At 65.9% G+C, this 24,034-nt stretch carries 27 protein-coding genes; 17 read left to right on the top strand and 10 right to left on the bottom strand.

Features of this window, described 5'->3' with window-relative positions; genetic code table 11:
• The first annotated feature begins 6 nt into the window (after positions 1–6).
• Genes ACQU6B_RS07440 through ACQU6B_RS07430 form a run of 3 tightly spaced genes read left to right on the top strand, consistent with a single transcriptional unit; the run spans position 7 to position 2,071 of the window.
• A complete protein-coding gene (locus tag ACQU6B_RS07440) occupies positions 7–1,284 on the top strand; it encodes an aminotransferase class V-fold PLP-dependent enzyme (protein ID WP_430866914.1) in 1,278 nt (425 codons plus the stop codon).
• A complete protein-coding gene (gene sufU / locus ACQU6B_RS07435; protein ID WP_430866913.1) occupies positions 1,281–1,745 on the top strand; it encodes a Fe-S cluster assembly sulfur transfer protein SufU in 465 nt (154 codons plus the stop codon). The genes ACQU6B_RS07440 and sufU overlap by 4 nt, the downstream gene beginning before the upstream one ends.
• The gene (locus ACQU6B_RS07430; protein ID WP_430866912.1) at positions 1,742–2,071 is read left to right on the top strand and encodes a metal-sulfur cluster assembly factor; all 330 of its coding nucleotides are present in this window, start codon (positions 1,742–1,744) and stop codon (positions 2,069–2,071) included. The genes sufU and ACQU6B_RS07430 overlap by 4 nt, the downstream gene beginning before the upstream one ends.
• A gap of 24 nt (positions 2,072–2,095) precedes the next feature.
• On the opposite strand, the gene ypfJ is transcribed toward ACQU6B_RS07430, so the two are convergent.
• From ypfJ to ACQU6B_RS07410, 4 genes are read right to left on the bottom strand one after another with little or no spacing between them, the layout of a single operon-like run.
• Positions 2,096–2,995 carry a KPN_02809 family neutral zinc metallopeptidase gene (ypfJ, locus tag ACQU6B_RS07425; RefSeq protein ID WP_430866911.1) on the bottom strand — a complete coding sequence of 300 codons (900 nt, stop codon included), beginning with the start codon at positions 2,993–2,995 and terminating at the stop codon, positions 2,096–2,098.
• Between the two features lie 17 nt (positions 2,996–3,012).
• Positions 3,013–3,729, bottom strand: a complete 717-nt coding sequence (locus ACQU6B_RS07420) for a CbiQ family ECF transporter T component (protein WP_430866910.1) — start codon at positions 3,727–3,729, stop codon at positions 3,013–3,015.
• Entirely contained in the window at positions 3,726–4,433 is a 708-nt protein-coding gene (locus ACQU6B_RS07415) for an energy-coupling factor ABC transporter ATP-binding protein (protein ID WP_430866909.1), read from the bottom strand. The genes ACQU6B_RS07420 and ACQU6B_RS07415 overlap by 4 nt, the downstream gene beginning before the upstream one ends.
• A 9-nt stretch (positions 4,434–4,442) precedes the next feature.
• Complete coding sequence (locus ACQU6B_RS07410) at positions 4,443–5,126, bottom strand: biotin transporter BioY (protein WP_430866908.1); 684 nt, start codon at positions 5,124–5,126, stop codon at positions 4,443–4,445.
• Between the two features lie 144 nt (positions 5,127–5,270).
• Here ACQU6B_RS07410 and abc-f point away from each other — a divergent pair, with 144 nt between their 5' ends.
• Positions 5,271–6,869: a ribosomal protection-like ABC-F family protein gene (gene abc-f, locus ACQU6B_RS07405; protein ID WP_430866907.1), complete on the top strand. Its 1,599-nt coding sequence runs from the start codon at positions 5,271–5,273 to the stop codon at positions 6,867–6,869.
• 12 nt (positions 6,870–6,881) lie between these two features.
• Here the strand turns inward: abc-f and ACQU6B_RS07400 are convergent, their stop codons facing one another.
• Positions 6,882–7,802, bottom strand: coding sequence for an SURF1 family protein (locus ACQU6B_RS07400; RefSeq protein ID WP_430866906.1), 921 nt, complete (start codon positions 7,800–7,802; stop codon positions 6,882–6,884).
• Positions 7,803–7,924: 122 nt separating this feature from the next.
• Here ACQU6B_RS07400 and fabG point away from each other — a divergent pair, with 122 nt between their 5' ends.
• The 4 genes from fabG to ACQU6B_RS07380 all read left to right on the top strand — a co-directional run bounded on the left by fabG (position 7,925) and on the right by ACQU6B_RS07380 (position 10,604).
• Positions 7,925–8,629: a 3-oxoacyl-ACP reductase FabG gene (gene fabG, locus ACQU6B_RS07395; protein ID WP_430866905.1), complete on the top strand. Its 705-nt coding sequence runs from the start codon at positions 7,925–7,927 to the stop codon at positions 8,627–8,629.
• Between the two features lie 74 nt (positions 8,630–8,703).
• The gene (fabI, locus tag ACQU6B_RS07390) at positions 8,704–9,471 is read left to right on the top strand and encodes an enoyl-ACP reductase FabI (protein ID WP_430866904.1); all 768 of its coding nucleotides are present in this window, start codon (positions 8,704–8,706) and stop codon (positions 9,469–9,471) included.
• Positions 9,472–9,476: 5 nt separating this feature from the next.
• Positions 9,477–9,989: a SixA phosphatase family protein gene (locus tag ACQU6B_RS07385; RefSeq protein WP_430866903.1), complete on the top strand. Its 513-nt coding sequence runs from the start codon at positions 9,477–9,479 to the stop codon at positions 9,987–9,989.
• A gap of 36 nt (positions 9,990–10,025) precedes the next feature.
• Positions 10,026–10,604 (top strand): pyridoxamine 5'-phosphate oxidase family protein, encoded by a 579-nt coding sequence (locus tag ACQU6B_RS07380; RefSeq protein WP_430866902.1) that lies wholly within the window; start codon positions 10,026–10,028, stop codon positions 10,602–10,604.
• A 32-nt stretch (positions 10,605–10,636) separates the two neighbouring features.
• Here the strand turns inward: ACQU6B_RS07380 and serB are convergent, their stop codons facing one another.
• On the bottom strand, positions 10,637–11,269 hold the full coding sequence (serB, locus tag ACQU6B_RS07375; RefSeq protein WP_430866901.1) for a phosphoserine phosphatase SerB: 633 nt from the start codon (positions 11,267–11,269) through the stop codon (positions 10,637–10,639).
• The gene (gene glgC, locus ACQU6B_RS07370; RefSeq protein WP_430866900.1) at positions 11,266–12,507 is read right to left on the bottom strand and encodes a glucose-1-phosphate adenylyltransferase; all 1,242 of its coding nucleotides are present in this window, start codon (positions 12,505–12,507) and stop codon (positions 11,266–11,268) included. Before glgC ends, serB begins: the two co-directional genes overlap by 4 nt.
• Before the next feature lie 72 nt (positions 12,508–12,579).
• Between glgC and glgA the strand changes: the two genes are divergently transcribed.
• The 6 genes from glgA to ACQU6B_RS07340 all read left to right on the top strand — a co-directional run bounded on the left by glgA (position 12,580) and on the right by ACQU6B_RS07340 (position 17,774).
• A complete protein-coding gene (glgA, locus tag ACQU6B_RS07365; protein ID WP_430866899.1) occupies positions 12,580–13,782 on the top strand; it encodes a glycogen synthase in 1,203 nt (400 codons plus the stop codon).
• Positions 13,783–13,791: 9 nt separating this feature from the next.
• On the top strand, positions 13,792–14,577 hold the full coding sequence (locus ACQU6B_RS07360; protein ID WP_430866898.1) for an ABC transporter ATP-binding protein: 786 nt from the start codon (positions 13,792–13,794) through the stop codon (positions 14,575–14,577).
• Between the two features lie 184 nt (positions 14,578–14,761).
• Complete coding sequence (locus ACQU6B_RS07355; RefSeq protein ID WP_430866897.1) at positions 14,762–15,178, top strand: hypothetical protein; 417 nt, start codon at positions 14,762–14,764, stop codon at positions 15,176–15,178.
• A 155-nt stretch (positions 15,179–15,333) separates the two neighbouring features.
• Positions 15,334–15,768: an NfeD family protein gene (locus ACQU6B_RS07350; protein ID WP_430866896.1), complete on the top strand. Its 435-nt coding sequence runs from the start codon at positions 15,334–15,336 to the stop codon at positions 15,766–15,768.
• A 3-nt stretch (positions 15,769–15,771) separates the two neighbouring features.
• Positions 15,772–16,842, top strand: coding sequence for an SPFH domain-containing protein (locus tag ACQU6B_RS07345; RefSeq protein WP_430866895.1), 1,071 nt, complete (start codon positions 15,772–15,774; stop codon positions 16,840–16,842).
• Positions 16,843–16,964: 122 nt separating this feature from the next.
• Positions 16,965–17,774 carry a TrmH family RNA methyltransferase gene (locus ACQU6B_RS07340; RefSeq protein WP_430866894.1) on the top strand — a complete coding sequence of 270 codons (810 nt, stop codon included), beginning with the start codon at positions 16,965–16,967 and terminating at the stop codon, positions 17,772–17,774.
• Between the two features lie 16 nt (positions 17,775–17,790).
• Here the strand turns inward: ACQU6B_RS07340 and ACQU6B_RS07335 are convergent, their stop codons facing one another.
• Both ACQU6B_RS07335 and ACQU6B_RS07330 read right to left on the bottom strand, forming a co-directional pair.
• Positions 17,791–18,135, bottom strand: coding sequence for a HepT-like ribonuclease domain-containing protein (locus ACQU6B_RS07335; protein WP_430866893.1), 345 nt, complete (start codon positions 18,133–18,135; stop codon positions 17,791–17,793).
• Positions 18,132–18,566: a nucleotidyltransferase family protein gene (locus tag ACQU6B_RS07330; protein WP_430866892.1), complete on the bottom strand. Its 435-nt coding sequence runs from the start codon at positions 18,564–18,566 to the stop codon at positions 18,132–18,134. Before ACQU6B_RS07330 ends, ACQU6B_RS07335 begins: the two co-directional genes overlap by 4 nt.
• A gap of 90 nt (positions 18,567–18,656) precedes the next feature.
• On the opposite strand from ACQU6B_RS07330, the gene ACQU6B_RS07325 reads away from it, so the two are divergent.
• From ACQU6B_RS07325 to ACQU6B_RS07315, 3 genes are all read left to right on the top strand, one after another.
• Positions 18,657–19,043: a DUF3054 domain-containing protein gene (locus tag ACQU6B_RS07325; protein ID WP_430866891.1), complete on the top strand. Its 387-nt coding sequence runs from the start codon at positions 18,657–18,659 to the stop codon at positions 19,041–19,043.
• Between the two features lie 32 nt (positions 19,044–19,075).
• Positions 19,076–19,408, top strand: a complete 333-nt coding sequence (locus ACQU6B_RS07320) for a ribonuclease E inhibitor RraB (RefSeq protein ID WP_430866890.1) — start codon at positions 19,076–19,078, stop codon at positions 19,406–19,408.
• 140 nt (positions 19,409–19,548) lie between these two features.
• Positions 19,549–20,319: a hypothetical protein gene (locus tag ACQU6B_RS07315; protein WP_430866889.1), complete on the top strand. Its 771-nt coding sequence runs from the start codon at positions 19,549–19,551 to the stop codon at positions 20,317–20,319.
• Between the two features lie 877 nt (positions 20,320–21,196).
• On the opposite strand, the gene ACQU6B_RS07310 is transcribed toward ACQU6B_RS07315, so the two are convergent.
• The gene (locus tag ACQU6B_RS07310) at positions 21,197–23,935 is read right to left on the bottom strand and encodes an alpha-amylase family glycosyl hydrolase (RefSeq protein WP_430866888.1); all 2,739 of its coding nucleotides are present in this window, start codon (positions 23,933–23,935) and stop codon (positions 21,197–21,199) included.
• Positions 23,936–24,034 lie beyond the last annotated feature (99 nt).

The following is a 24,034-nucleotide window of genomic DNA, read 5'->3' as shown; positions in this document are numbered from 1 at the left end:
TCTCCGATGCCGTTGCTCCCGGACCTGCGCCCCGACTTCCCGCTGCTCGCACGCACAGTGCGCAACGGGAAGCCGTTGGTGTACCTGGATTCGGGAGCGACGTCGCAGAAGCCGCACGCGGTGCTGAGCGCCGAGGCGGACTTCTACCAGTTCCACAACGGCGCGGTTCAGCGCGGCGCCCACCTACTCGCCGAGGAGGCGACGGACTTGTACGAGTCCGCGCGCGGCTCGGTCGCTCAGTTGGTCAACGCTGACCCCAGCGAGATTGTGTGGACGGAGAACGCCACCCACGCCATCAACCTGGTGGCGAGCGGTATCGCGAACGCCTCGGCCGGCATCGGCGGCGAGGAGTCAGCGCGCTTCCGAATTGGCCCGGGTGACGAGATCGTCGTCACCCAGACCGAGCACCATGCCAACCTCATTCCCTGGCAGATTCTGGCCCAAAAGACCGGCGCGACTCTGCGCTGGATCGAGGTGGATGACGAGGGTCGGATGATCCTCGACGACCTGGAGTCGATCGTGACCGAGCGCTGCAAGGTGCTCGCTTTCACGCACGCCAGCAACGTCACCGGTATCATCTCGCGCGTCGACGTCCTTGTGGCGCGGGCCAAGCAGGTGGGAGCGCTCACGGTGCTCGACGCCTGCCAGTCGGTGCCGCACATGCCGGTGGATGCCAAGGCGCTCGACGTCGACTTCCTGGTGATGAGCGCGCACAAGATGCTCGGCCCTACGGGAATCGGCGCGCTGTACGGGCGCAAGGAGCTCCTCGACGTCCTCCCGCCCTCGCAGTTCGGCGGTTCCACCGTCAAGGTGGTCACCATGGAGGAGACCACCTGGCTCGATTCGCCGCTCAGGTTTGAGGCCGGCTCGCAGCCGGTGGCGCAGGCCATCGGCATGGGCACCGCGGCTCAATACCTGCGCGACCTTGGCATGGACGCGGTCGAGAGCCACGAGCGCGAGCTCGCGGTTCAACTCCGACAGGGCGTCGCGCAGATCCCCGGTGTCCGCCTGCTTGGACCCGTGGGGGACGCAGACGCAAGCGACGTGTTGGCGATCGCGTCGGTAGTTGTGGACGGCGTCCACACGCACGACGTCGGACAGGTACTCGACGATCGGGGAATCGCCGTGCGCGTCGGCCACCACTGTAACCAGCCGCTTCACCGCCACTTTGGAATTGCCGGCTCTACCCGAGCATCGGCACATGTCTACACGCGGCCCGACGACATCGAAGCGTTCATCGCTGCGTTGGGTGACGTACGAGCCTTCTTTGGAGTAAGAGCATGAGTGCAATCGAACAGATGTATCAGCAGGTGATCATGGACCACGCGCGCGAGGCGCATGGGCGTGGCCTAGTTGACCTGGGTCTGCCTTCGGTGGGGGAGTCCCACCAGGTCAACACGACCTGCGGCGACGAGGTGCGCCTGCGCGTCGCGCTCGACGGCAACACCGTGAAGTCCATCAGCTGGGAGGGTCAGGGCTGCTCGATCTCGCAGGCCTCCATCTCCATGCTGACGGAGTTGATCGAGGGCGAGGACCTCGAGATGGCCGACGAGACCATCGAGGCCTTCAAAGCGTTAATGCAGGCCAAGGGTGAGGGGATCGACGAGCAGCGCGAAGACATGCTCGGCGACGCCACTGCCTTTGTGGGCGTGGGCAAGTACCCCGCCCGAATCAAGTGTGCGCTCCTGGGCTGGATGGCCCTCAAGGATGCGATTATTCAGGCTCAGAAGGGAGCCCCAGCATGACGGAAACTACGCAAGCACCGTCCAACGCGGCCGATGTTGAAGAGGCCATGCGCGACGTGATCGACCCCGAATTGGGGATCAACGTGGTGGACCTCGGGCTCATCTACGGTGTGTCAATCGACGAGAACCGCCACGCGGTCATCGACATGACGCTGACTTCTGCGGCCTGCCCGCTGACGGACGTGCTCGAGGACCAGACCGGTCAGGCGCTCGAGGGAATCGTCGACGGCTTCCGCATCAACTGGGTATGGATGCCGCCGTGGGGCCCGGACAAGATTACCGACGACGGCCGCGAGCAGCTGCGCGCGCTCGGCTTCAACGTTTAGCAAGTCTCGTTTGGCGTCGTCGGCCTAGCCGATGACGCCAAACGAGTCGCATTGCGCCGGGTCGCCGGTGGTGTACCCGAGTTCGAATTGTTCCTGGCGCTGAGCGCTGGTTCCGTGCGTGAAGGTCTCGGGGTTCACCGAGCCCTGCGTGGACTGCTGGATAGAGTCGTCGCCAACCGCGGCCACCGCAGACAGCGCGTCGGCCACGTCGGTTTGCGTCAGCGGCTGCAGGAACGGCGTGCCCGACTCGTCGGGCGCCGTCGCCGCGTGTCCGGCCCACACTCCGGCCAGGCAGTCCGCCATGAGCTCCACGCTGACGCTGTCGGAATCCGCGCCGGTTCCCGAGCGATCGGCGATGTCGAACACTCCCAACTCATTCTGAATGTGGTGCGCGTATTCGTGCGCCAGGACGTAGAGCTCGGCGAGAGGGCCGTCCGACGCGCCCAGGTCGTCGGCGAGCACCTGGTAGAAGGCCACGTCGAGGTAGACGGTCTGATCCGATGGGCAGTAGAACGGCCCGATCGCGGCGGTGGCCTGCCCGCAGGCCGTGGACGTCGTCGCGTCGAAGGCGACGATGCCGGGGTAGGCGAGCGTGACCCCGTAGTCCGCGAGGGTGGGCTCCCAGTAGGCGTCGAGGGAGTTAACTCCTCCGGCGACGCGGCAGTCGGAGCTCTCATTCGCATCGGCCCCGGTCTGGCATTCGTCCTCGTACTGCTGCTGCGCGGCAGGGTCATCCACCGCACTACCCACCGCGCCTGTCGTCAGGGCCGCCGGGTCTCCGCCCAGCAGCAACCACGCAATGACGAAGACCAGGCCCACAGCGCCGCCGCCGATGGCGACCCCGCCGGTCCTGCCGCCGACGCGTCCGCTACCGCGTCGTTGCACGCGCGAGGAGTTGATTCGTGAGCCCGAGTTGAAGGTCATCTGAATACTCTAGGGCGCTAGGTGGTGGGGGTGCCGTTTTCGGTGGCCTCGGCATCGGCCGCCGCCGAAGCCAGCTTGCTGGCCTTCTTCGCGTCACGGCGGGACTCACGCGTGTTGCGCTCCGGGCGGGCCTCCTCGGCGATGCCGCGCGCGTGCAGGGCCTGCCCCAGCTGCATCGCGAAACCAACTGTGCGGGTGGCCGCCGGGATGAGCACGGCGCGGGGGTCCCGATCGAGGCCGCGGGCGCGGGCGGCGGTACGGGACTCGATGAAGATTCTGGCGGCCTCGGGGATCGCGCGCAGCGTCAGCGCGAACATTAGCCCGATGGTCTCGGGCGGCAGGATGCGGCCAAACGGGCGTACCAGCCGTGACACCAGGTCGAGCATCTCTTCCATGGGCGTTGAGCAGCTGATCGCCAACGCCAGGGCGGCGATGGAGGTGAGGTCTGCCGCCACGTCGATCGCGCGGTCAACCTCGCCGCGCCACAGTTGAAAGCTCACGGTGAGAAGGGCGATCACCATGATGGCGCCCATGGCGCGCAGGGTGGGCTTGGCCGGGGGGGCGGTGCTGACCAGCAGCAGGAGGCACGCGCACATGATGCCCACACTGGTGACAGGGTCGGACACCATCATGGTGACGACGACCGTCAGGAGAAGCAGCAGGGACTTGAGCCCGGCAGACGCGTTGTGAAGCGGCGTCGTGCCGGGGCGGTAGATCCCCAGCAGCGAGATCACTCGTCTGCCGTCCGCGTGGGCCGTCCAAACATGAGATCACGGTAGAACTTCACGGCGTCGGCGGGGTCGCCGTCGAACGCCACCGCGCCTTCGTCGATGACGAGCGTGCGCTGTGCGCGAGACGCGGCGTCTAGGTCGTGCGTGACCTCGATGACCTGCAGCGGGAGGGTGCGCAGCAGTGCGCCCACGTGGGCTCGCCAGCGCAGGTCTAACAGCGTGGTGGGCTCATCGGCGACGATGACCTCGGGAGTGACGGCCAGGACGCCGGCGAGCGCGAGGAGCTGGCGCTGACCGCCCGATAGCGCGTTCACGGAGACGTCCGCCTTGCCGCTGAGCCCGATCTCGTCGAGCGCGGTGAGGGCGGCCTGGGTGCGCTCGCTCTTGTCGTTGATGATTCTGCGGAGGGAGAGGATCACGTCCTCGACTGCCGTCGGCATAATCAGCTGCGACGTGGGGTCGGTGAAGAGGTAGCCCACCTTGCGGCGAACCTTGGCCCCGTCCTTCTCGGTGTCCAGCCCGTCCACGGTCACAGAACCGCTGACCGGCAACACGAGCCCGTTGATGAGTCGGGCCAGGGTGGACTTGCCCGAGCCGTTCGCGCCGATGATGCTGATGCGTGATTCGCTCAGCGTCAGCGTGGTGGGTTCGAGAATGGACACACCGGAATCGGGCGCGGTGACCGCCGCGTCCTTGAATTCGATCATGCCACTAGGTTAGACGGTCGCGACGGACTCGTCGTCCGCCACCTTAATCGGGGCCGTGGCCTGCTTGGAGGCGGCACGGGTTCCGAGCACCCAGGGGTACGCGCGGTGGATGGCGGCGGCCACCGCGGCGGCGACGAATACCTTCACCAGGTCGCCGGGCAGGAACGGCACCGTTCCCACGGTCAACCCGGTGACGCAGCCGGAGGCAAAGTCGCCCACTCCCTCACACCCGGCTGGCAACGTGAAGACGTTGAGTCCCAGCTTGTTGGCCAGCACGGGCACACCAAAGGCGTAGACGACCGGCAGCGACACCAGGCCGGCGCCCAGCAGGCTCACAAAGCTCAGCGCGCCTCGGCGGCGCAGTCGGCGCACGATGAGTCCCACGGGGATCGCGGCCACGAGCATGCCCAGCAGGTAGCCCCAGCTGGGGCGGGCGAAGATGGAGAATCCGGCGACTCCGTTGGCGAAGATGGGGGCTCCGGCGAGTCCGACCACTATATAGAGGCCGATGGCGGACGCTCCGCGCCAGGGGCCAAGGACCAGGGCGGCAAGCACCGTGGAGAAGGTCTGCAGCGAGATTGGCACGCCTGAAATCAGCGAAATCTCTGGCACCGCGGTGGACACTGCGATGAGGCCCGCGAACACTGCAACCAGCGCGACGTTCGTTCCCGTAAAATACTTGTGTAGCGACATGGCGCCTCCCGGTTAAGTTGTCTGGTGAGTGGTCTGGCGGAAACATTACCTGTCCTACAAAGATGCGGGCCCCGTAGCCCCGGTTCCTGGCAAAATGCTGTGGATTGCCTACAAAGATCGGTGCGGGCCGGCAAGGAGATTTCCGTGATTGTGGCTAACGCCCTCGAGATGCGCATCGGCGCGCGGGTGCTTTTGCACCCCGCAAGCTTCCAGATCGCCCCAGGCGACCGGGTGGGCCTGGTGGGCCGCAACGGTGCGGGCAAGACCACTCTCACTAAGATCCTGGCTGGCGAGGGTCAGCCCACGGGCGGCACCGTCACCTATAAGGGAACCTTCGGCTACCTCCCGCAGGACCCCCGCACGGGCGACCTAGAGCAGCTCGCCATGGACCGCATCCTGGAGGCACGCGACCTCGCCGCCGTCATCAAGAAGCTGCGCGACGCCGAGGAGGGCATGGCCAGCGAGGACCCGGTTGTCCAGGAGAAAGCCATGAACAAGTACCCGCGCATCGAGGAGGAGTTCCGTGCCGCGGGTGGCTACGCGGCGGAGTCAGAGGCCGCGCGCATCGCCGCGAACCTGGGCCTGGACTCGCGCGTGCTCGGCCAGCCCATCGGGACGCTGTCCGGTGGTCAGCGCCGCCGCGTCGAGCTGTCGCGCATCCTGTTCTCCGACGCGACCACGCTGCTCCTCGACGAGCCCACCAACCACCTCGACGCCGACTCCATCGTCTGGCTGCGCGGCTTCCTCGCGAACTTCAGCGGCGGCCTCGTGGTGATCTCTCACGATGTCGAGCTGCTGCGCAAGACCGTCAACAAGGTCTTCCACCTCGACGCCAACCGCGGCGAGATGGATCAGTACAGCCTCAACTGGGACCTCTACCTCAAGCAGCGCGAGACGGACGAGCGCAGCCGCCGCCGCGAACGCGACAACGCGGAGAAGAAGGCCACCGTGCTGATGGCGCAGGCGGACAAGATGCGCGCCAAGGCTTCCAAGGCCACGGCCGCGCAGAACATGGCCAAGCGTGCCGAGAAGCTGATGGCCGGACTCGACGACGTGCGCGTGCAGGACAAGGTCGCGGCGTTGCGCTTCCCCGCGCCGTCGCCGTGCGGCAAGACCCCGCTGCGGGCCTTCGAGCTGTCCAAGTCATACGGTTCGCTCGAGATCTTCACCGACGTGGAGCTGGCGATCGACCGCGGCTCACGCGTGGTGATCCTGGGACTGAACGGCGCGGGCAAGACCACCCTGCTGCGCCTCCTGTCGGGAGTCGAGGCGCCGGACACCGGCGTTATCGAGGCGGGCCACGGTCTGAAGCTGGGTTACTTCGCGCAGGAGCACGACATGCTCGACATGGAGGCCACCGTGCTCGAGAACATGATGCACGCCTCTCCCGACCTGGGCGACGCGGAGGTGCGCAAGGTGCTCGGCTCGTTCCTGTTCTCCGGCGATGACGCGTACAAGCCCACCAAGGTGCTCTCCGGTGGAGAGAAGACCCGCCTCTCGCTCGCCACGCTAGTGGTCAGCAAGGCCAACGTGCTGCTGCTCGATGAGCCCACTAACAACCTCGACCCCGCCTCGCGCGCCGAGATCCTGGGCGCGCTCAGCAACTACGAGGGCGCGGTAGTGATGGTGACTCACGACGAGGGCGCCGTCGACGCGCTCGAGCCGGAGCGAGTGCTGCTGCTGCCCGACGCGATCGAGGACCTCTGGAACTCGACGTACAGGGACCTGATCTCCCTCGCCTAAGCGCGGGTGCGCCTAGAGCGCGTCCTCGATCTCCTCGTCGCTCAGGCGGGCCCTGCGTCCCTTGCGCGGCGCCGATGCGCGGGAGGGGCGAGCGGTAGCCCGGCCGATGCTGGGCTCACCACCGGCGGCTCCCGACTCGGCTGGCGTTTCGGAAGCCTGTTCGCTCAGCCCCGCGTCGGCTCCGGCCTCGGCGTCCTGGTCGTCGGCGCGGTCGCGCCGGATTAGGACGACGGCGCCCACCGGCGCCATCGCCGCGAGCACCCACCACTGCCACGCGTACGACAGGTGCGGCCCCGTGCTTAGTGAGGGCAGGGGAGTCTGCTCGCCGACCACGACGCTGGCGCAGGCGTCCTCCGCGCAAACCTCGCGCAGCATTCCGTAGCCGGGCACCGACTCGTTGACGGGGACCGGCACCTGCTCGGGGATGACCCGGGTGGCGCCGTCACCACGCTTGCCGTCGTCGTCCTCCCAAGATCGCGTGATCACCGTGATGGTGGTCTCTGCGGTGGGGTACGGGACGGGGGCGGTGGTCGTGCCGGTGGCGGGAAGCGGAATCCACCCGAGGTTCACCAGCATCGACCGCCCGTCGGTGGTGTCGAACCACGCGAGGTACTGCCACGTGGGGATGCTGTCCACCGGGCGATTGCGCAGCACGGTGGTGGACTCGGGGTCGAAGTGGCCCACCAGCACCACCTCGCGCCACTGCGTGTGCGGAGGAAGGTCGGTGGCGCCCGCGGGAATGAGCTCGGCGATCGGCTTGGGCGCCTCCTGCTGTCCCAGCTCGTACTGCTCCAGCGCATCGGCCCGTACCTCGAAGCGGTGGTACTGCCAGCGCCCCAGCATGGCGGCGACGGCGCACACGGCAAGCGCGGTCAGGATGATCCCGGTGATGCGCACCCACGGCGCATACTCGCGGGCAGGAGAGGACGTCACCTCACGATGGTAATCGCGTGATGACGGGCCGCCGTGCAGTCGCGCGCGATTCCGCGCTGCTACTGCGCGGACGCAACGCTCCGGGTTTTCGCGCGCGCGCCGCTTCCGCTACCGTTGCGGCTATGACTCGACACGTTGTGGTGACCGGCGCTGCCCGGGGTATTGGCAGGTCTATCGCGGAGGCGTTCGTCGCGGCGGGGGACACCGTCAGCACGATCTACCGCGGGGGAGAGCTTCCGGAGGGGGTGACCGGCGCGATCGCTGACGTCACCGACACCGACGCAGTCAACGCCGCGTTCGACGAACTCGAGGCCAAGCACGGCCGCGTGCGGGTGCTGGTGGCTAACGCCGGCGTCACGCGCGACGGCCTCATCATGCGCATGAGCGACGAGGACTTCGAGAGCGTCATCGACGTGAACCTCACCGGCACGTTCCGTTGCGTTCGTCGCGCCTCGCAGTCCATGATCCGGGAGCGGTTCGGCCGCATCATCCTCGTGGGATCGGTGGTGGCGCTGCTGGGCAACCCCGGGCAGGTCAACTACTCCGCGTCCAAGTCGGCGCTGGTTGGTATGGCTCGATCCATCACGCGCGAGCTCGGCGCTCGCGGCATCACGGCCAACGTGGTCGCCCCGGGCTTTATCGCCACGGACATGACCGCGGAACTCGGAGACGACGTCGTCAAGCAGTACGAGGCGAACATCCCGGCGAAGCGATTCGGCTCGACAGCCGAGGTCGCCGCCGCAACTCTCTTCTTGGCATCGGACGATTCCGGATACATCTCCGGCGCGGTGCTCCCGATTGACGGCGGACTCGGCATGGGCCACTAGGACCAAATCGACGTAAGTCCTAACGACAGCGCGCTAGGCTCAGCCTTAAGCGCCACCACACGGAGGAAACACTGATGGGCATGCTTGACGGTAAGAACATTCTGGTCACCGGGGTGCTGACGGAGGGCTCGATCGCCTTCTCGGTCGCACGCCTCTGCCAGGAGCAGGGGGCAACTGTCGTGCTGACCGGAATGGGTCGCACGCTGAAGATCACCCAGGCCATGGGACGCAGGCTTCCTCAGGAGGCGCAGGTCGTGGAGCTCGACGTCACCAACGCCGAGCACCTCGCCGCTCTCCCCGCCGCCGTGCGTGAGCACGTTCCTCACCTGGACGCGGTGGTGCACTCGATCGGTTTCGCGCCTCAGTCAGTCATGGGTGGTAACTTCATGGCCGCGGAGTGGGAAGACGTCTCCGTCGCCATGCACATCTCCGCTTACTCGCTGAAGTCGCTGGCGGCGGCGACGGCGCCGCTGATGTCCGACGGCGGATCAATTGTCGGCCTCACCTTCGACGGCCGCTTCGCGTGGCCCGTCTACGACTGGATGGGCGTCGCCAAGGCGGCCTTCGAGGCCACCTCGCGCTACGTGGCCCGCGACCTGGGCCCCAAGGGCATCCGTTGCAACCTGGTGTCCGCTGGTCCCATCAAGACCACGGCCGCCAAGCACATCCCCGGCTTCGACCAGATGGAAAACCAGTGGGCCGACCGCGCTCCGCTCGGTTGGGACTCTTCGGACCCCGAGCCCACCGCCCGCACCGTCACCGCGCTGTTGAGCGACTGGTTCCCCATGACGACCGGCGAAATGATCCACGTCGACGGTGGCGTTCACGCCATGGGACAGTAGCAGTCATGCCTACTCTCGTACTGATTCGTCACGCCAAGGCCGAGCCGCCTTCCGACACCTCGGGCGACCACGACCGGTCGCTCACGCTGAAGGGCCGCACGTCCGCCGCTGAGCTTGCCGACGTGCTCAAGGAAGCGGGCCTGGTGCCCGACGTGGTGCTGGTGTCATCCGCCCTGCGAACGCAGCTCACCTGGAAGCTTATGCAGCCCACACTCGGCACCACCGACGTGCGTGTCGAGGAGGAGCTGTACGAGACCAACGTCGCGGGCATCCGCGACCTGCTCGTGGCCCTCGAGGGCGAGCCGGGCGTCGTCGCCATCATCGGCCACGAGCCCACGGTGTCCGCCACCGCGGCGCACTTTGCCGGACCGACGTCGGACACCGGCGCGCTGAAGCGTGTCGCGCACGGGCTCCCGACGGGCAACGCCGCCGTGCTGGAGTTCCAGGGTCCCTGGTCCGAGTTGGACCAGCACGCCGCGAACCTCACCGCCATCTACTCGACGCAGGCGCTGTACTAGGCCGACGGTCCTAGCCGGGACGGGAACTCGAGAGCCGTGTCCACCGTCCACCCCTCGCTCGACGGGTACATCGCCGAGTTCATTGCGCGTCAGCCGATGTTCTTTGTGGCGACGGCCGCGGCGGACGGTCACGTCAACGTGTCGCCCAAAGGCGGGGCGGGAACGCTGCGCGTGATCGACGGCCAGAGAATCGCCTACCTGGACCTGACCGGCTCCGGGGTCGAGACCATCGCGCACGTACGCGAGCTGAACCGCATCACGCTGATGTGGTGCGCGTTCGAGGGCACCGCCAACATCGTCCGGGTGTACGGGACGGCGCGGGTGATCCCCGCGGGGCACCCCGAGTGGGCGGAGGCCTACAGGCACTTTCCCCGCCACGCCGGCGCGCGGGCGGTGATCGTCGTGACCGCAGAGCGCATCAGCGACGCGTGCGGGTTGGCCGTGCCGCTCATGGAGTACCAGGCGGACCGCGACGGGCTGGAACGCTGGGCGGACGGCAAGGGCGAGGACGGCGTGCGCGAGTACTGGGCGCGCAGAAACGCGCAGAGCATTGACGGATTCGACGGGCTGGGCGAGGCGGATGACGCCGCTGCCCACGCGCCGATCCGGGACTAGCTCACCGCCACCGGCGGTTGCCCACCTGCGCTCTAGCGCTCGATGACCTCGAGCGCTGCGTCGAGCCGCGGGGAGTTCAGTGCGACGTCGGCCTGCTGCTGAACGATGGGCTTGGCGTTGAACGCGATGCCCAACCCGGCCACTGCCATCATGCCGAGGTCGTTGGCGCCGTCGCCGATGGCGACGGTAGCGCTCAGGTCGATTCCCGCATCGGCCGCAAATTCCTTGAGCGCGACGGCCTTGGCCTCACGGTCGATCACCGGGCCGTAGGTGCGTCCCGTGAGCAGTCCGTCGGCGCCCACCTCGAGACCGTTGGCGCGCGTGAGCGTGATGCCGATGCGTGCCCCCAGGGGCTCGACGATCTCGCGGAAGCCGCCCGACACGAGCGCGACGATCCAGCCCTCGCTCTGCAGGGTCGCCACCAGATTCTCCGCGCCGGGAGTGAACTCGACCTCGGCCAGGACGTCGTCGCACACACTGGCGGGAAGGCCCTTCAGCGTCGCCACGCGGGCAGCTAGCGACTCGCCAAAGTCCAACTCGCCGCGCATCGCGGACTCGGTGACGCGGGCCACCTCGTCGCGCGTTCCGGCGCGCTCCGCTATGAGCTCAATGACCTCTGCGGTGATCAGTGTGGAGTCGACATCCAGGACGCACAGTCGACTCATGCAGTGATGACGGTGTTCTTGGCCACGACCGTAATGCCCGACTCGGTCACGGTGAAGCCGCGCGCGATGTCAGACTCGCGGTCGATTCCGACGCGGGCGCCCTCCTCCACGATGACGTTCTTGTCGAGGATGGCGCGGTGGACCTGCGCGTGCCTGCTGACGATCACGTGGTCGAGCAGGATCGAGTCAGACACGCTCGACCAGGAGTGCAGTCGCACGCCGGGGGACAAGACGGAGCCGGTGACGGTCGCGCCGGAGACAATCACGCCGGGGGAGATCACGGAGTCCGCGGCGTGGCCGAGTCGTCCCTCCTCGGAGTGGATGAACTTGGCGGGGGGCTCGGTGATGAGTCCCTGGTGCACGGGCCACTCGGCGTTGTAGACGTTGAAGATGGGCAGGACCGCGATGAGGTCCATGTGCGCGTCGTAGTACGAGTCGATGGTGCCGACGTCGCGCCAGTAGTCGCGGTCGCGGTCCGTCGATCCCGCGACGTCGTTGTTCTGGAAGTCGTAGAACGCGCAGGTGCCCTTATTGACGAAGTAGGGCACGATGTCGCCGCCCATGTCGTGCTTGGAGTCGTCGTTGTCGGTGTCGGCGGACAGGGCCTCGAGCAGCGCGTCGGCGTTGGCGACGTAGTTGCCCATGGAGGCGAGCACCTCGTTGGGGCTGTCCGGCAGTCCCTCGGGGTTGGTCGGCTTCTCAAGGAAGGCCTTGATCATGCCCGGGTTTTCCTTGTCCACGTCGATCACGCCGAACTCGCTGGCGAGCTCGATGGGCTGACGGATACCGGCCACGGAGAATTCCGCGCCCGAGGCGATGTGCTCCTCGACCATCTGGGAGAAGTCCATGCGGTACACGTGGTCGGCGCCGACCACGACGACGATGTCGGGCTTCTCGTCCTCGATGATGTTGACGCACTGGTAGATAGCGTCCGCGCTACCCAGGTACCAGTGCTTGCCGCGGCGCTGCTGCGCGGGCACGGGAGCCACGTAGTTGCCGAGCAGCGGCGACATGCGCCACGTGCGGGCAATGTGACGGTCGAGCGAGTGCGACTTGTACTGAGTCAGCACAATCACGTGCAGGTAACCGGAGTTCACGAGGTTGCTCAGCGCAAAGTCCACGAGGCGGTACGTGCCGCCGAACGGGACTGAGGGCTTAGCGCGTGAGGCCGTCATTGGCATCAGGCGCTTGCCTTCGCCTCCGGCTAGGACAATGGCGAGGACCTTTGGATCTGACATCTTGCCAGCATACGTGGGTAACGCCGCGTGGGATAGGGGCGCGCGCAAGAGGTTAGGACTAGCGTGGGAGTCATGCGCACAGATATCCTCACTCGCGAGTACCCGCCCCACATCTATGGAGGCGCCGGCGTCCACGTCACCGAACTAGCCGCGGTCCTCCGCGAACACATCGACGTGGAGGTGCGCGCGTTCGACGGAAAACGCGACGAGCCCCACGTGACCGGCTACGAGGCGTTGGGCGGCGGGGTCGGAGACGCCTCCCTGGACGTCCTTGCCCACAACCTGCCGATGGCCAAGGACTGCGCGGGCGCCGACATCGTGCACTCGCACACCTGGTACGCGAACATGGCCGGCCACCTGGCGGCCCGCCTGCACGACATCCCTCACGTGCTGAGCGCTCACTCCCTGGAGCCACTGCGCCCGTGGAAGGCCGAGCAGTTAGGCGGCGGCTACGCCGTGTCGTCCTGGATCGAGAAGACCGCCTACGAGGCGGCCGACTGCGTGATCGCCGTGAGCGCTGGCATGCGCGACGACATCCTGAGGTCTTACCCCGCGATCGATCCCGACAAGGTGCGCGTCGTCCACAACGGCATCGACGTCGATGCGTGGGTCGCGCCCAGCACGGATCAGGAGAAGGCGGCCGCCGATGCGACGGTGGCCCGGTGGGGAATCGACCGGGACCGCCCGGCGCTGGTTTTTGTGGGGCGCATCACGCGTCAGAAGGGCCTGCCGTACTTCCTGCGCGCCGTGGAGCAGCTTCCCCCCGAGATCCAGGTAGTGCTGTGCGCTGGGGCGCCGGACACCAAGGAGATCGCCGCCGAGGTCGCCGGGGCCGTCGCCAAGCTGCAGGAGACGCGCGACGGAGTGATCTGGATCGAGAAGCACCTGCCCCGCGCGGAGCTGGTCGCGGTGCTCGATGCCTGCACCGTTTTTGCTTGCCCGTCCATCTACGAGCCGCTTGGCATCGTCAACCTGGAGGCGATGGCCGTGGGCCTGCCCGTCGTCGCATCGGCCACCGGGGGAATCCCCGAGGTAGTGGTGCACGGCGAGACGGGGCTATTGGTCCCCCTCGACCAGATGACCGACGGCACCGGCACGCCGCTGCGGCCGGACGAGTTCATCAGCGACATGGCGGCCGCCCTGACCGATGCGGCGTCCGACGTTGAGCGCGCTCGACGCTGGGGTAAGGCGGGGCGCGCGCGAGCGACGAACGACTTCTCGTGGGAGACCATCGGGGAGCGCACGCTGGGCGTCTACCAAGAGATCCTCGGATAGGCTCGGTACATGACTGAGGTACTGCGTTTCGATGGTGTTTGGCTGCGTCGCGATGAGAACGAGATTCTGCGTGACGTGTCGTGGACGGTAAACGACGACGAACGCTGGGTGGTGCTCGGACCCAACGGTGCGGGCAAGACCACGCTGATGACGCTGGCCGCAGCCCAGACCTTCCCGTCGGGCGGCGACGTGTTCGTCCTCGGCGAGCGACTCGGCGACACGGACACCACCGAACTGCGCGTGCGCGTGGGGCTGTCCAGCGCGGCGTTGGCCGACAGGCTTCCGCCGTACGAACTGGTTCGCGACGTGGTGATCACCGCCGCGCACGGCGTGACTGGTCGCTGGCGCGAGAAGTACGAGGGCATGGACGACGACCGCGCCGACGCGTTGCTCGAGGCGTTCGGCATGAGTGGCTTTGCCGACCGGCAGTACTGGACTCTGAGCGAGGGCGAGCGCAAGCGCACCCAGATTGCGCGCGCGCTGATGGCCGACCCGGAGTTGCTGCTGCTCGACGAGCCGTCTGCTGGGCTGGACCTAGGCGGCCGCGAGGAACTACTGGGCGCGCTGACCGAGCTCGCAAGCGACCACCGCTCGCCGGCCATGATCATGGTCACCCACCACGTGGAGGAGATCCCCGTGGGCTTCACCCACGTAATGCTGATGCGCGACGGCAAGGTCGCCGCAGCGGGACCCATCGCGCAGACGCTGACGAACGAGAATCTGTCGGCGCTGTACGACATGCCGGTGGAGCTACGCGAGGAAGCCGGGCGTTACTCGGCGCGACGCGCTTCCTAAAGTAAAGCTCGTTGACTTGAGCAATAGCGCGAACCGCAAGGTCGTGTTCCGGTTCCCGGCTGCCCAGCGCGTGACCTTGACTGTCGGGGGCTGCTTCTTGACCGCCGTGCTAATGATTCCCACGCTGGTACTTCCGTGGCCGGGTTGGCTTGTGAGTGCGTTGGTCCTCGCTCCGATAGTGCCCATGCTCATTCGGTTTCAGCAAGCTGAATGGCGCGCCAACTCAGCGGGTCTGGTCTCCGAGACCTATGTCTGGAAGACCTTCATACCGGTAGCCAGCATCCGTCGTGTGACGGTGCAGTCCGCACCGGACAGGGTGCTCGTCGAGGGCGATGACGGATCTGGCCTGGACATGCCCACGGGGACCTCGCAGACCACGAGAACTTCAAGAAAGCGGGCGCTCGAGCTGGGCGCTGAGCTTGCGGAGCTCTGGGAAGTGGAGTGCGTTGAGAGCAACCCCGTGGGTATCGACAATTTCGGAACGTGGCGATCCAAACCGACCGGTTCCATGAGGCGCTCCGCGGTGACTCGCCAGGACGTCGTCTCGACTGCGGTGATCCTAGGCATCTACGGCATTGTGCTTGCCGTCGTTCATTCGTAGCTAGCGGTGAGGAAGAGTGTGAAGCGCGAGCAGGTGACAATGGCTCCGCCACTGCATCGGGCGTCGGAATGACACGTCGCCTCGACCGTAGTCATCCCAAGGGACGATGGCCCAGGTAGGCGCCGATTGGTAGCCTTCAACTAAGGAGGTTTGCCATGCAATGGTTATGGTGGTTTGTCGGCGCAATGACGTTCGGCATCATAGAAATAGTGACGCTCGACTTGACGTTCGCGATGCTCGCTATCGGTGCGCTAGCGGCGGGTGGAGTGGCCGTAGTCGGCGCACCGTGGTGGCTGTCGGCGCTGGTGTTTGCGGTCGTGTCAGTGGCGGCCTTCCTTACTTTGCGGCCGTACCTCGTGACGGTGCTCGGTAAGAAGAGCCCGATGATCGAGATGAACTCCAACGCGTTGGTAGGACGCGGGGCCCGCACGCTCGACCTGATCACTGAGACCGGTGGTCGCGTCAAACTCAACGGCGAGGTGTGGAGCGCGCGCACTCAGGATGATGCGCCAGAGATTTCAGAAGGTTCCGAGGTCACCGTGGTGGCCATTAGCGGTGCGACGGCAATCGTCGCCCCAGAGAAGGAGTGAAGCATGGATGAAAACGTGCAACTAGTCGCCGGTGTTGCCGCGCTAGTTTTGATCATCTTCGTGATCGTCGCGATTGCTAAGGCAATTGTGGTGGTCCGGCAGACCCAGTCGTTCATCGTTGAACGACTCGGTCGTTACTCGCGCACCATGGACGCCGGACTGCACTTCCTCGTGCCGTTCGTCGACAAGGTTCGCCACAAGGTGGACCGCCGCGAGCTGGTGTATTCGTTCCCGCCCCAGTCCGTGATTACGTCCGACAACCTGGTTGTCGACATCGACTCGGTGATCTACTTCCAGGTCACGGACCCTAAGGCCGCGGTCTACGAGATCGCCAACTACATCCAGGGTGTGGAGCAGCTCACCACGACGACGCTGCGTAACATCGTCGGAACCATGGACCTCGAGCAGACGCTCACCAGCCGTGACCAGATCAACGGTCAGCTGCGCGGAGTGCTTGACGAGGCCACCGGCAAGTGGGGTATTCGCGTCAACCGAGTCGAGCTCAAGGCCATCGAGCCGCCCCCCTCGATCAAGGACTCGATGGAGAAGCAGATGCGTGCCGAGCGTGACCGTCGCGCCGCGATCCTGACCGCGGAGGGCGTCAAGCAGTCCGCGATTCTGACCGCCGAGGGCGAGAAGCAGTCGGCAATTCTGACCGCAGAGGGTGACGCTCAGTCCAAGATTCTGCGCGCCGAGGGTGAGGCACGAGCGATCCTTCAGGTCTTCGAGGCTATCCACCAGGGTGACGCGGACTCCAAGCTGCTCGCGTACCAGTACCTGCAGATGCTTCCCGAGATCGCCAAGACCGAGTCCAACAAGATCTGGTTTGTGCCCACCGAGTTCACGGGTGCGCTCAAGGCCATCTCCGCAGGATTCGGCGTCGAGGAAGACATCGACCCGCTCAAGCCTTCGCCTGACCGCAAGCCCAGCAACCTGACCTCCGCGCTAGCGGACCCGCGTGAGGCGCTCGCCGCAGCACGCCGGGAGGTCGAGGACGCTACGGCCGACGCCACGGACGCCGGCACCAAGTCGGGTCGCCGTTTTGACCCGAACGCTTCCAAGGGCCAGAACTAGCGGCCGATGCAGTAGCCAAGTTGCACAAGCCCCGGCGGGCATGTCTCGCCGGGGCTTCTGCGCGTCCGGGGGCTTCTCATGTTCGACACCGAGCGGCGCCGCTCACCTGGGACAATGGGCGCATGCCTGTCATCCCCATTGAAGTAGCCGACGACCCGCGCCTGAGCGACTACCGCGGGCTGACCGACGTCGCGCTGCGCCGCTCGCTCGAGGCGGAGCGCGGGCTGTACATGGCCGAGGGGGCCAAGGTGATCGCCCGCGCCGTGCGCGCCGGGCACTCGCCCCGCTCGCTGCTGATGACGCCCAAGTGGGTGGACGGCATCGTCGAGGCGTTGGGAGAGGCCGCGGCGGACGTGACTCTTTATGTGGCCCCCGACGACGTCCTCGAGGAGGTCACCGGCTACCAGGTGCACCGGGGCGCCCTGGCGGCGATGCATCGGCCGGCACTGCCCAGCGTTGCCGAGCTCGTGCGCGACGCCCGCCGCGTGGTGGTGCTCGAGGGGATCGTGGACCACACCAACGTGGGGGCGATCTTCCGCTCCGTCGCGGGCATCGGCGCGGACGCGGTCATCGTGTCTCCCACCTGCGCGGACCCGCTGTACCGCCGCAGCGTCAAGGTGTCGATGGGCACGGTCTTTCAGGTGCCCTGGACGCGGGCCGAGAGTTGGCCCGGAGTGCTCGACGAGCTGCGCGAAGACGGCTTCGTAGTGGCCGGCATGGCGCTCGAGGAGGGCGCGGTGGCGCTCGACGAGTTCGCGGCGCTGAACCACGACAAGGTGGCGCTGGTGATGGGCACCGAGGGTGACGGCATGACACGCGCGGCGCTGGCCCACGTCGACGTGCCCGTGGTGATCCCCATGGCCGGGGGAGTGGACTCGCTGAACGTGGCCGCTGCATCGGCTGTCGCGCTGTGGGAACTGCGCGTTCGCTAACTACCTGGTGTTGTTGCTACTCGTTTAATGCCGTCTTGACGTCATGAATGAGCGATGGAAGCTGCTGCTGGACGGTCGCCCAAATGACTTCGGGTTTGATGCGCCAGTACTCGTGGACGATCAGGTTCCGCTGCGCCTTGGGCAGGCCGGGTGGCACTGACGGCAGGCGACGATACGCCTCGTCGCTTACGGCGGCCAGGGCCTCACCGATGACCGTCAAACAACGCAGTACGGCGTCGTACGTGCGCTCGTCGTCGAGCGATGCTCGGCCCTCAGAGGTATAGCGAAGCGCGCGCTCGGATGCTTCGGCGATGTGACGGAGCCGATCAAGATCTCGTGCGGACAGGGGCGTGTCGGTCATAGGACGAGGGAAGCATTGACCAGTGCCTCACGTTCCGACTGAGGCAGACCCTCGAGCGTCAGTACATCCACGGGGCAGCCCAGCAGAGTTGTGAACTCCGACCGCATTGCGGCTAGGTCAAAAAGCGTCACGTTCGGAGCCGTCTCCACCCAGATGTCCACGTCGGATGCTGGAGTGTCAGTGCCGTTCGCGACTGAGCCGAACAGCCCGATGCGTGTTGCGCCGTGCTTGACACCTATGCCTCGAATGGCCTCTCGCGATCGCACGACGTCGACGAGCCGCGACGACTCCATTTTGTCGCGCGGGTTGAGATAGGCCGTGAGTGCAGCTTCGACGACTGAGGTGAGCGACGGCCGTGCGGGTTGCGCGCCCATAAACGACTCAAGTTCGTCTTCGAGTTGAGGAGGCACAGTGATGGTGGCGCGACGCATATTTCAACGTTAACACCAGATGGTGCGAGTGGTGCGGTGGGACGTTGAACTCGCCATCTACCGCCATACTGATGTGCGGAAAGGGTGAAGATGAACCTGAAGCAAGCGGCGCGCGGTGCGGCTGCGCTGGACGCGGGGGCAATCCTGGTCTTCGCGGTGGTCGGGCGCGCGACCCACGAAGAGGGAATTCTGGGTGGCAACGGGCTCGGGTTGCTCGGCACCTTGTGGCCGTTCCTCGTGGGGGCCGCTGCGGGTTGGGCGCTGGCCAAGGCATGGCGCAAGCCGTGCGCATGGTGGCCCACCGGCGTGATTATTTGGGCGTCCGCGTTCGGCGGCGGGATTCTGCTGCGGTTGGTGAGCAGTCAGGGGGTGGCGGTCTCGTTCATGATCGTCGCGGCGTTGTTCCTTGCCGCAACCCTTATCGGCTGGCGCGTTGTTGCTGGTGTAATCGCGACGAGGCGCGGGCTCAAGGGCTGACGCCGCTCGCGGTGACCTGCCAGACTTGGGGCATGCCACACCAAACCACCCTTGATCGAGAGATCGCCCTCTGGACTCCGCAGCGTGAACAACGCGTCAAGTTGGAGGATGTCCTGACCGCTTCACGGCCGGTAGATCACTTCGCCTATTTCAGGCGCCGAAAGCACGCCCAGACGGCTGTTTCGGCACTTGAAGCTGCGGGGTTCAAAGTCGAGACGAGCCGCAGGGGACTGAAGGTTGCTCTCCAGGCAACTCGCGACCAGGCGCTCGGTGACGACGAGGTGGCTGCGTTTCTGGCCGAGGTGATCGCCATCGTCGAAGACGCAAGAGGCGAATACGACGGTTTCGGCGCGCACACGGCCTAGTTGCCGTACTCGAGCACTCCCCGAGGGAAAAGACGGAGGTGAGGCGGGCCTCAGTCGGCTTTGCCTCCTCGATGTAAAGAGAACCGACGTAGCGTAGGTTGAGTTCACTTGTTTCTGCGTGTGGACCGTAGGGGGCGGAAATGTCCGGGCAACGATTATCGTCCGCGCATCCATCGACTGTGGTGAAGGTCGTCGCCACCCTTGCGATTCTGGTGCTCGTGACGCTTGGCGCGTGGCTGTGGTCGGACAACAGACCTGAGGCGTCCCCGTTGGTGCCCGGGGAGTCATCTCACTCACCTGACGGAACGGCGGCACCCACCGTCGTAGATGTCCTGTGTGACGCGGACTTCACGTTGCGAGTGTCGAGCGACACGGTGGCGGCGACAGCGTCGGGCGTCGCAGTTCGCGTGACGAGCGAAGCGCCAGAGGGTACTTACTTGAATTACGGTCTGGGCGGAGACCCCATGCCAGAGTCCCCGGAGACCTGGATGTTGGCTGTGCCCACAGGTGAGCTTCGACTGTCGTGCTCGATGCTCGAGCACGAGGGTGCAGTGGTCAATGTGACTGTCGTGGACCCCGACCATCATTGGTCGGACCAGACCCTTGCCGGCCTGGGGTGTCCAATCCGTGGCATACCGAGTTGGGCGGTCTCCGGTGGAACTGGCGCGACACCCGAAGACGCGGTCGCACAACTAATCGCCAACTTCACGGAACACGGCGCCTCGCCCACGTTGACCCGATATGAATACGCCCAGATCGGCTATCTCGACACCTCAAACCAAACATGGATCATCGGCACAGCCGACGCGACGCACATGACCGCAGTCGTTACCGAGTCTGGTGCGGAATACCAAGCCTCTCCTGAAGCGTTGTGCGTGGCGAGTCCATGGACGGAGGCGGCCAATACGTGAGGGCCCTCGTTAGGGGCTGACGGCGCAAGCTTGCCTCTAAATGGAGCAACTCGTTAATACATCAACGATCCAACCGAGCGACCCTAATTCAGCCTAGGGGCGCACAAAGTGTGCTCACCTACGCGGTCGAGAGCAAACTGTTGAGTAGGGTTCAGGGGATATGTAACTGAGCTGATCGCGCGGGAGGAAAGGTCGCTATGAACGAAGGCAAAGACGCCCCGTGGCCGCCCCCGATGTGGGTCGGGTGGCTTCTCGTATCGGGCGCTCCCATCATCGTATTTGTGTCTTGGATTTTTTACCGCGAGGACGGGCTCTTCAGTGTCGTCCTCAACGGCTGGTACGCCGTGGTTTGTCTTGGATTCGGGATCGTCTGCCTCCGCGCTGCTCGGCGCCAAGGTGCGCTGGCTGATCAGTCCCCAAGCAGGTCCGCGGTCGAGTAGTCCGGTCGGGGCTCGGGTAGTGATGTGGCTAGACGCTGCAAGTTGCCGTCAATGAGCGATAGTCGATATATTTTGGGCGGCTAAAATCGAGGTTATATGTATTTGAGGAGAAAATAGAAGATGGCTGAAGTATCGAATATAGGCAGGGGCGCTTGGCGAGTCTATAAGCCAGGATATCTGGCGCTATATAGCATCGGCTCCGTGGTAATGGTGCTTTTGATCGTTAGTGCTTGGTCTGCAGGCAATGTAGTTTTCCGGGGTCTCATAGGCATCCTTTTCTTCACCATGGCTGGAAGGCAGTTATACCTAAAAGGACAACAGGCGCGAAGCGAGTAGTGCGGTTTTCTCTTCGACCCTGACGCGCATCAGTTTCGTGTATCGCGCCAGCGCGCCAACCTGGCCGTGCAATGGGGTCCTGCTGTGCACATTGCTTCGGGCTAGCTCGCGCCGCTGACAGTCACCAGATGGGTCTCGTTGTCGTAGGTGAACGTCACGGTCGAGTCTGCGGTCAGCGACAGCGGAATGTTCGCGCCGTCCGGCACTCCGTCCACGCCGTAGTTCTCCTCCCACGCGCGGTCGATCGCGATCTTGTACTCGTAGTCGCCAGCGGGCAGGTCCACGGTAATGGACCACGTCGCGGTGTCTGCGTCGAGCGTCATTTGCGCCTGGTCGCACGCCGGCGCCCAGTCCTCGCCGCAGCCCATGGCCGAGTTGAGACTGCCCGGTAGCGCCACCTCGTCCGGCTGCGCGAGCGCTCCAGCCCGAGTGGACAACGCCAACGACTGCGTGGTGACGCCGCTCTGCGTCGCGGTCGCTCGATACAGCACGTCCGCTCCGGGGGCGAGCCCGGACGCGTCGTCAATCACTGTGTAGACCGGCGCTGACGTGTCCGTGCCGATCGGCTCCCAGTCGCCGCCGTCGATCTGGCGCTCGAACGTGACCGAGGTGTCGGGGCGGTCGGGTGTGACCGTCGCGCTAACCACCGGGGCTGCGCCCAGCGTCGAGCCGATCTCGGGGGAGGTGATGTCAACGTCGGGAGCTGCGACCTGCGCGGTGACCGCGTCGGACATTGAGGTATTCTCCGCGTTGTCCGCGACAACGGCCACGTAATCGACCTTGGTGCCCGGCGCGAGCGACGAGACGTCCTGGTAGACCACGTAGGGCGAGTTGTCGTCGGTGCCGATGTACTCCCAGCCGTCCCCCGAGTCGGCCCAGAAGGACACCTCCGCATAGGCGTCGGAGTCGAGGTCGGCCCCCACGTGTATGCGGCCGGGGGCATCGGGTGCGGGAGCGGCGTCGGAGATGGTGACGCCCGGCGCGGCGTCCGATGCGGGGATCGCCTCGGCAGCCCGGTAGACCACCGCGGACAACGGGGGAACGGTCACGCCCAGCTGGCCATCCGCATCGGCCGCGAGGGAGCCCTGCGCGCCGTAGATGCCGACAAACTCGGTAGACGGCGACCACGTCGATACCTTTGCCGTGCGTTCTTGGTCGGAGTTGTTGACGGCGACCACGTACTCGACGCCCTGGTCGCGGTCCATGCGCGAGAACGCGTAGATGCCGGCACCGGGGTCGGCGTAGCGGTTCTGCTGGGCGCCGTTGCGCAGCGCCGGGTGCGCCTTGGTCAGCGCCGCGAGATCCGCGATGGTCGCGTAAAGCGGGTGAGCGGTGTCGTAGGTGTCCTCGGCCTGCGTCGCGTCTGTGCCGATCAGGTCCTGGGACGCGTACTCGTCGATCTGGGTGGCGAACATCGGCTGACGCGACTGGATGTCGCCGCCCTCGCCGGTGAAGCCCTGCTCGTCGCCGTAGTAGATGACCGGGTTGCCGCGCGTCAGGTACATGAGCTGGTGGGCGAGGGTGTCGCGGGCGAGCGCCTCGTCGTCCGCGATGCCCGGGTTGTCCGCCTCGATGAAGCTGCCGATGCGGCCCATGTCGTGATTGCCCAGGAAGGTGGGCAGCTGATACGCGTTGGAGTCGGCGTCGGTGTACCAGTCGTCGTCCGCGTAGAAGTCGGCCAGGGCCTGCGCGCCGCCACCCGCCGAGGCGAACGTGCGCGCCGCGTCCTGGAACGGGAAGTCGAGCACGGCCTGCATGTTGTCCGCGGTGGTGAAGGTCGACGTGTACGGGCGCGAGGTGTCGAACACCTCGCCGAACATGAAGAAGTCTTCCTTGCCCTGGTCGTGCGCGAACTGCAGCACCTCGGGCCCGAACCGCTGCCAGAAGCCGTCGTCCACGTGGCGCATGGTGTCGATGCGGAAGCCGTCGATGCCGAAGTCCTCGATCCACGTGCTGTAGATGTCGATCATGCCGTCCACCACCACGGGGTTCTCCGTGAATAGGTCGTCGAGTCCGAAGAAGTCGCCATACTGGCTGTCCTCCCCGGTAAAGGTGGTGTTTCCGCGGTTGTGATAGAGCGTGACGTCGTTCAACCACGCGGGGGTCTTGGCGTCTTCCTCGCCCGGCTCGAGCACGGGAACGTACGGGAACGAGGTCTGGGCGTCGAGAGCGGGGAAGTCCTCCGCCGCATCGGCGCCGCCAAAGGCATAGGCGCGGTCGTCGAACGGGTTGCCATCGGCGTCGGTGTAGGGCTGCTCGTCCTTGGACACGTACGCCTCGCGGGGGTTGGTCTCGTAGCCGATCACGTCCGCGGTGTGGTTGGTGATGATGTCGAAGAACACCTTCATGCCGCGCTCGTGGGCGGCGTCGACGAGGGCGGCGAGGTCGTCGTTGGTGCCCAGGTGTGGGTCGATGTTCGTGAAGTCGGTGATCCAGTAGCCGTGATACCCGGCGGAGTTGTCCTCGACCTGCACGGCCTTGTTGGTGAAACTGGGGGTGAGCCAGATTGCGGTGGTGCCCAGGCCTTCGATGTAGTCGAGCTTGTCCGTCAGACCCTTGAGGTCGCCGCCCTGGTAGAAGCCCGCGCGGGTGGGGTCGAAGCCCGAGACCATGGGGTCCTCGCCCAGCCCGCCGTCGTCGTTCGCGGTGTCGCCGTTGGCGAAGCGATCGGCCATCACGAAGTAGAAGTTCTGGTCGGTGACGGCCTCGCGCAGCGGGGCGACCGCTTGCGGATCGTTGGAGTTGTCGCTTCCCGTGACGATGCCGATCACGACAAGCGCGGCCACGGCGATTATCGCGGTGATCACTAGGGGCTTTTTGTAGCGGGCGGCGGTGCTCACGTCGATCCTCCTTCATTGCAGGTCTCGCCCGTAGTGTATGCGCTTGCATTGGCGTTTGCAACAGGAATCGACTGCCCCCTTTGTTCAAATCTCTCGCGG

Source organism: Demequina aurantiaca, assembly GCF_050598105.1.
Classification (GTDB): Bacteria; Actinomycetota; Actinomycetes; order Actinomycetales; family Demequinaceae; genus Demequina; species Demequina aurantiaca_A.
The sequence above is the reverse complement of the archived record's forward strand: the minus strand, read 5'-3'. Positions and strand labels throughout refer to the sequence as shown.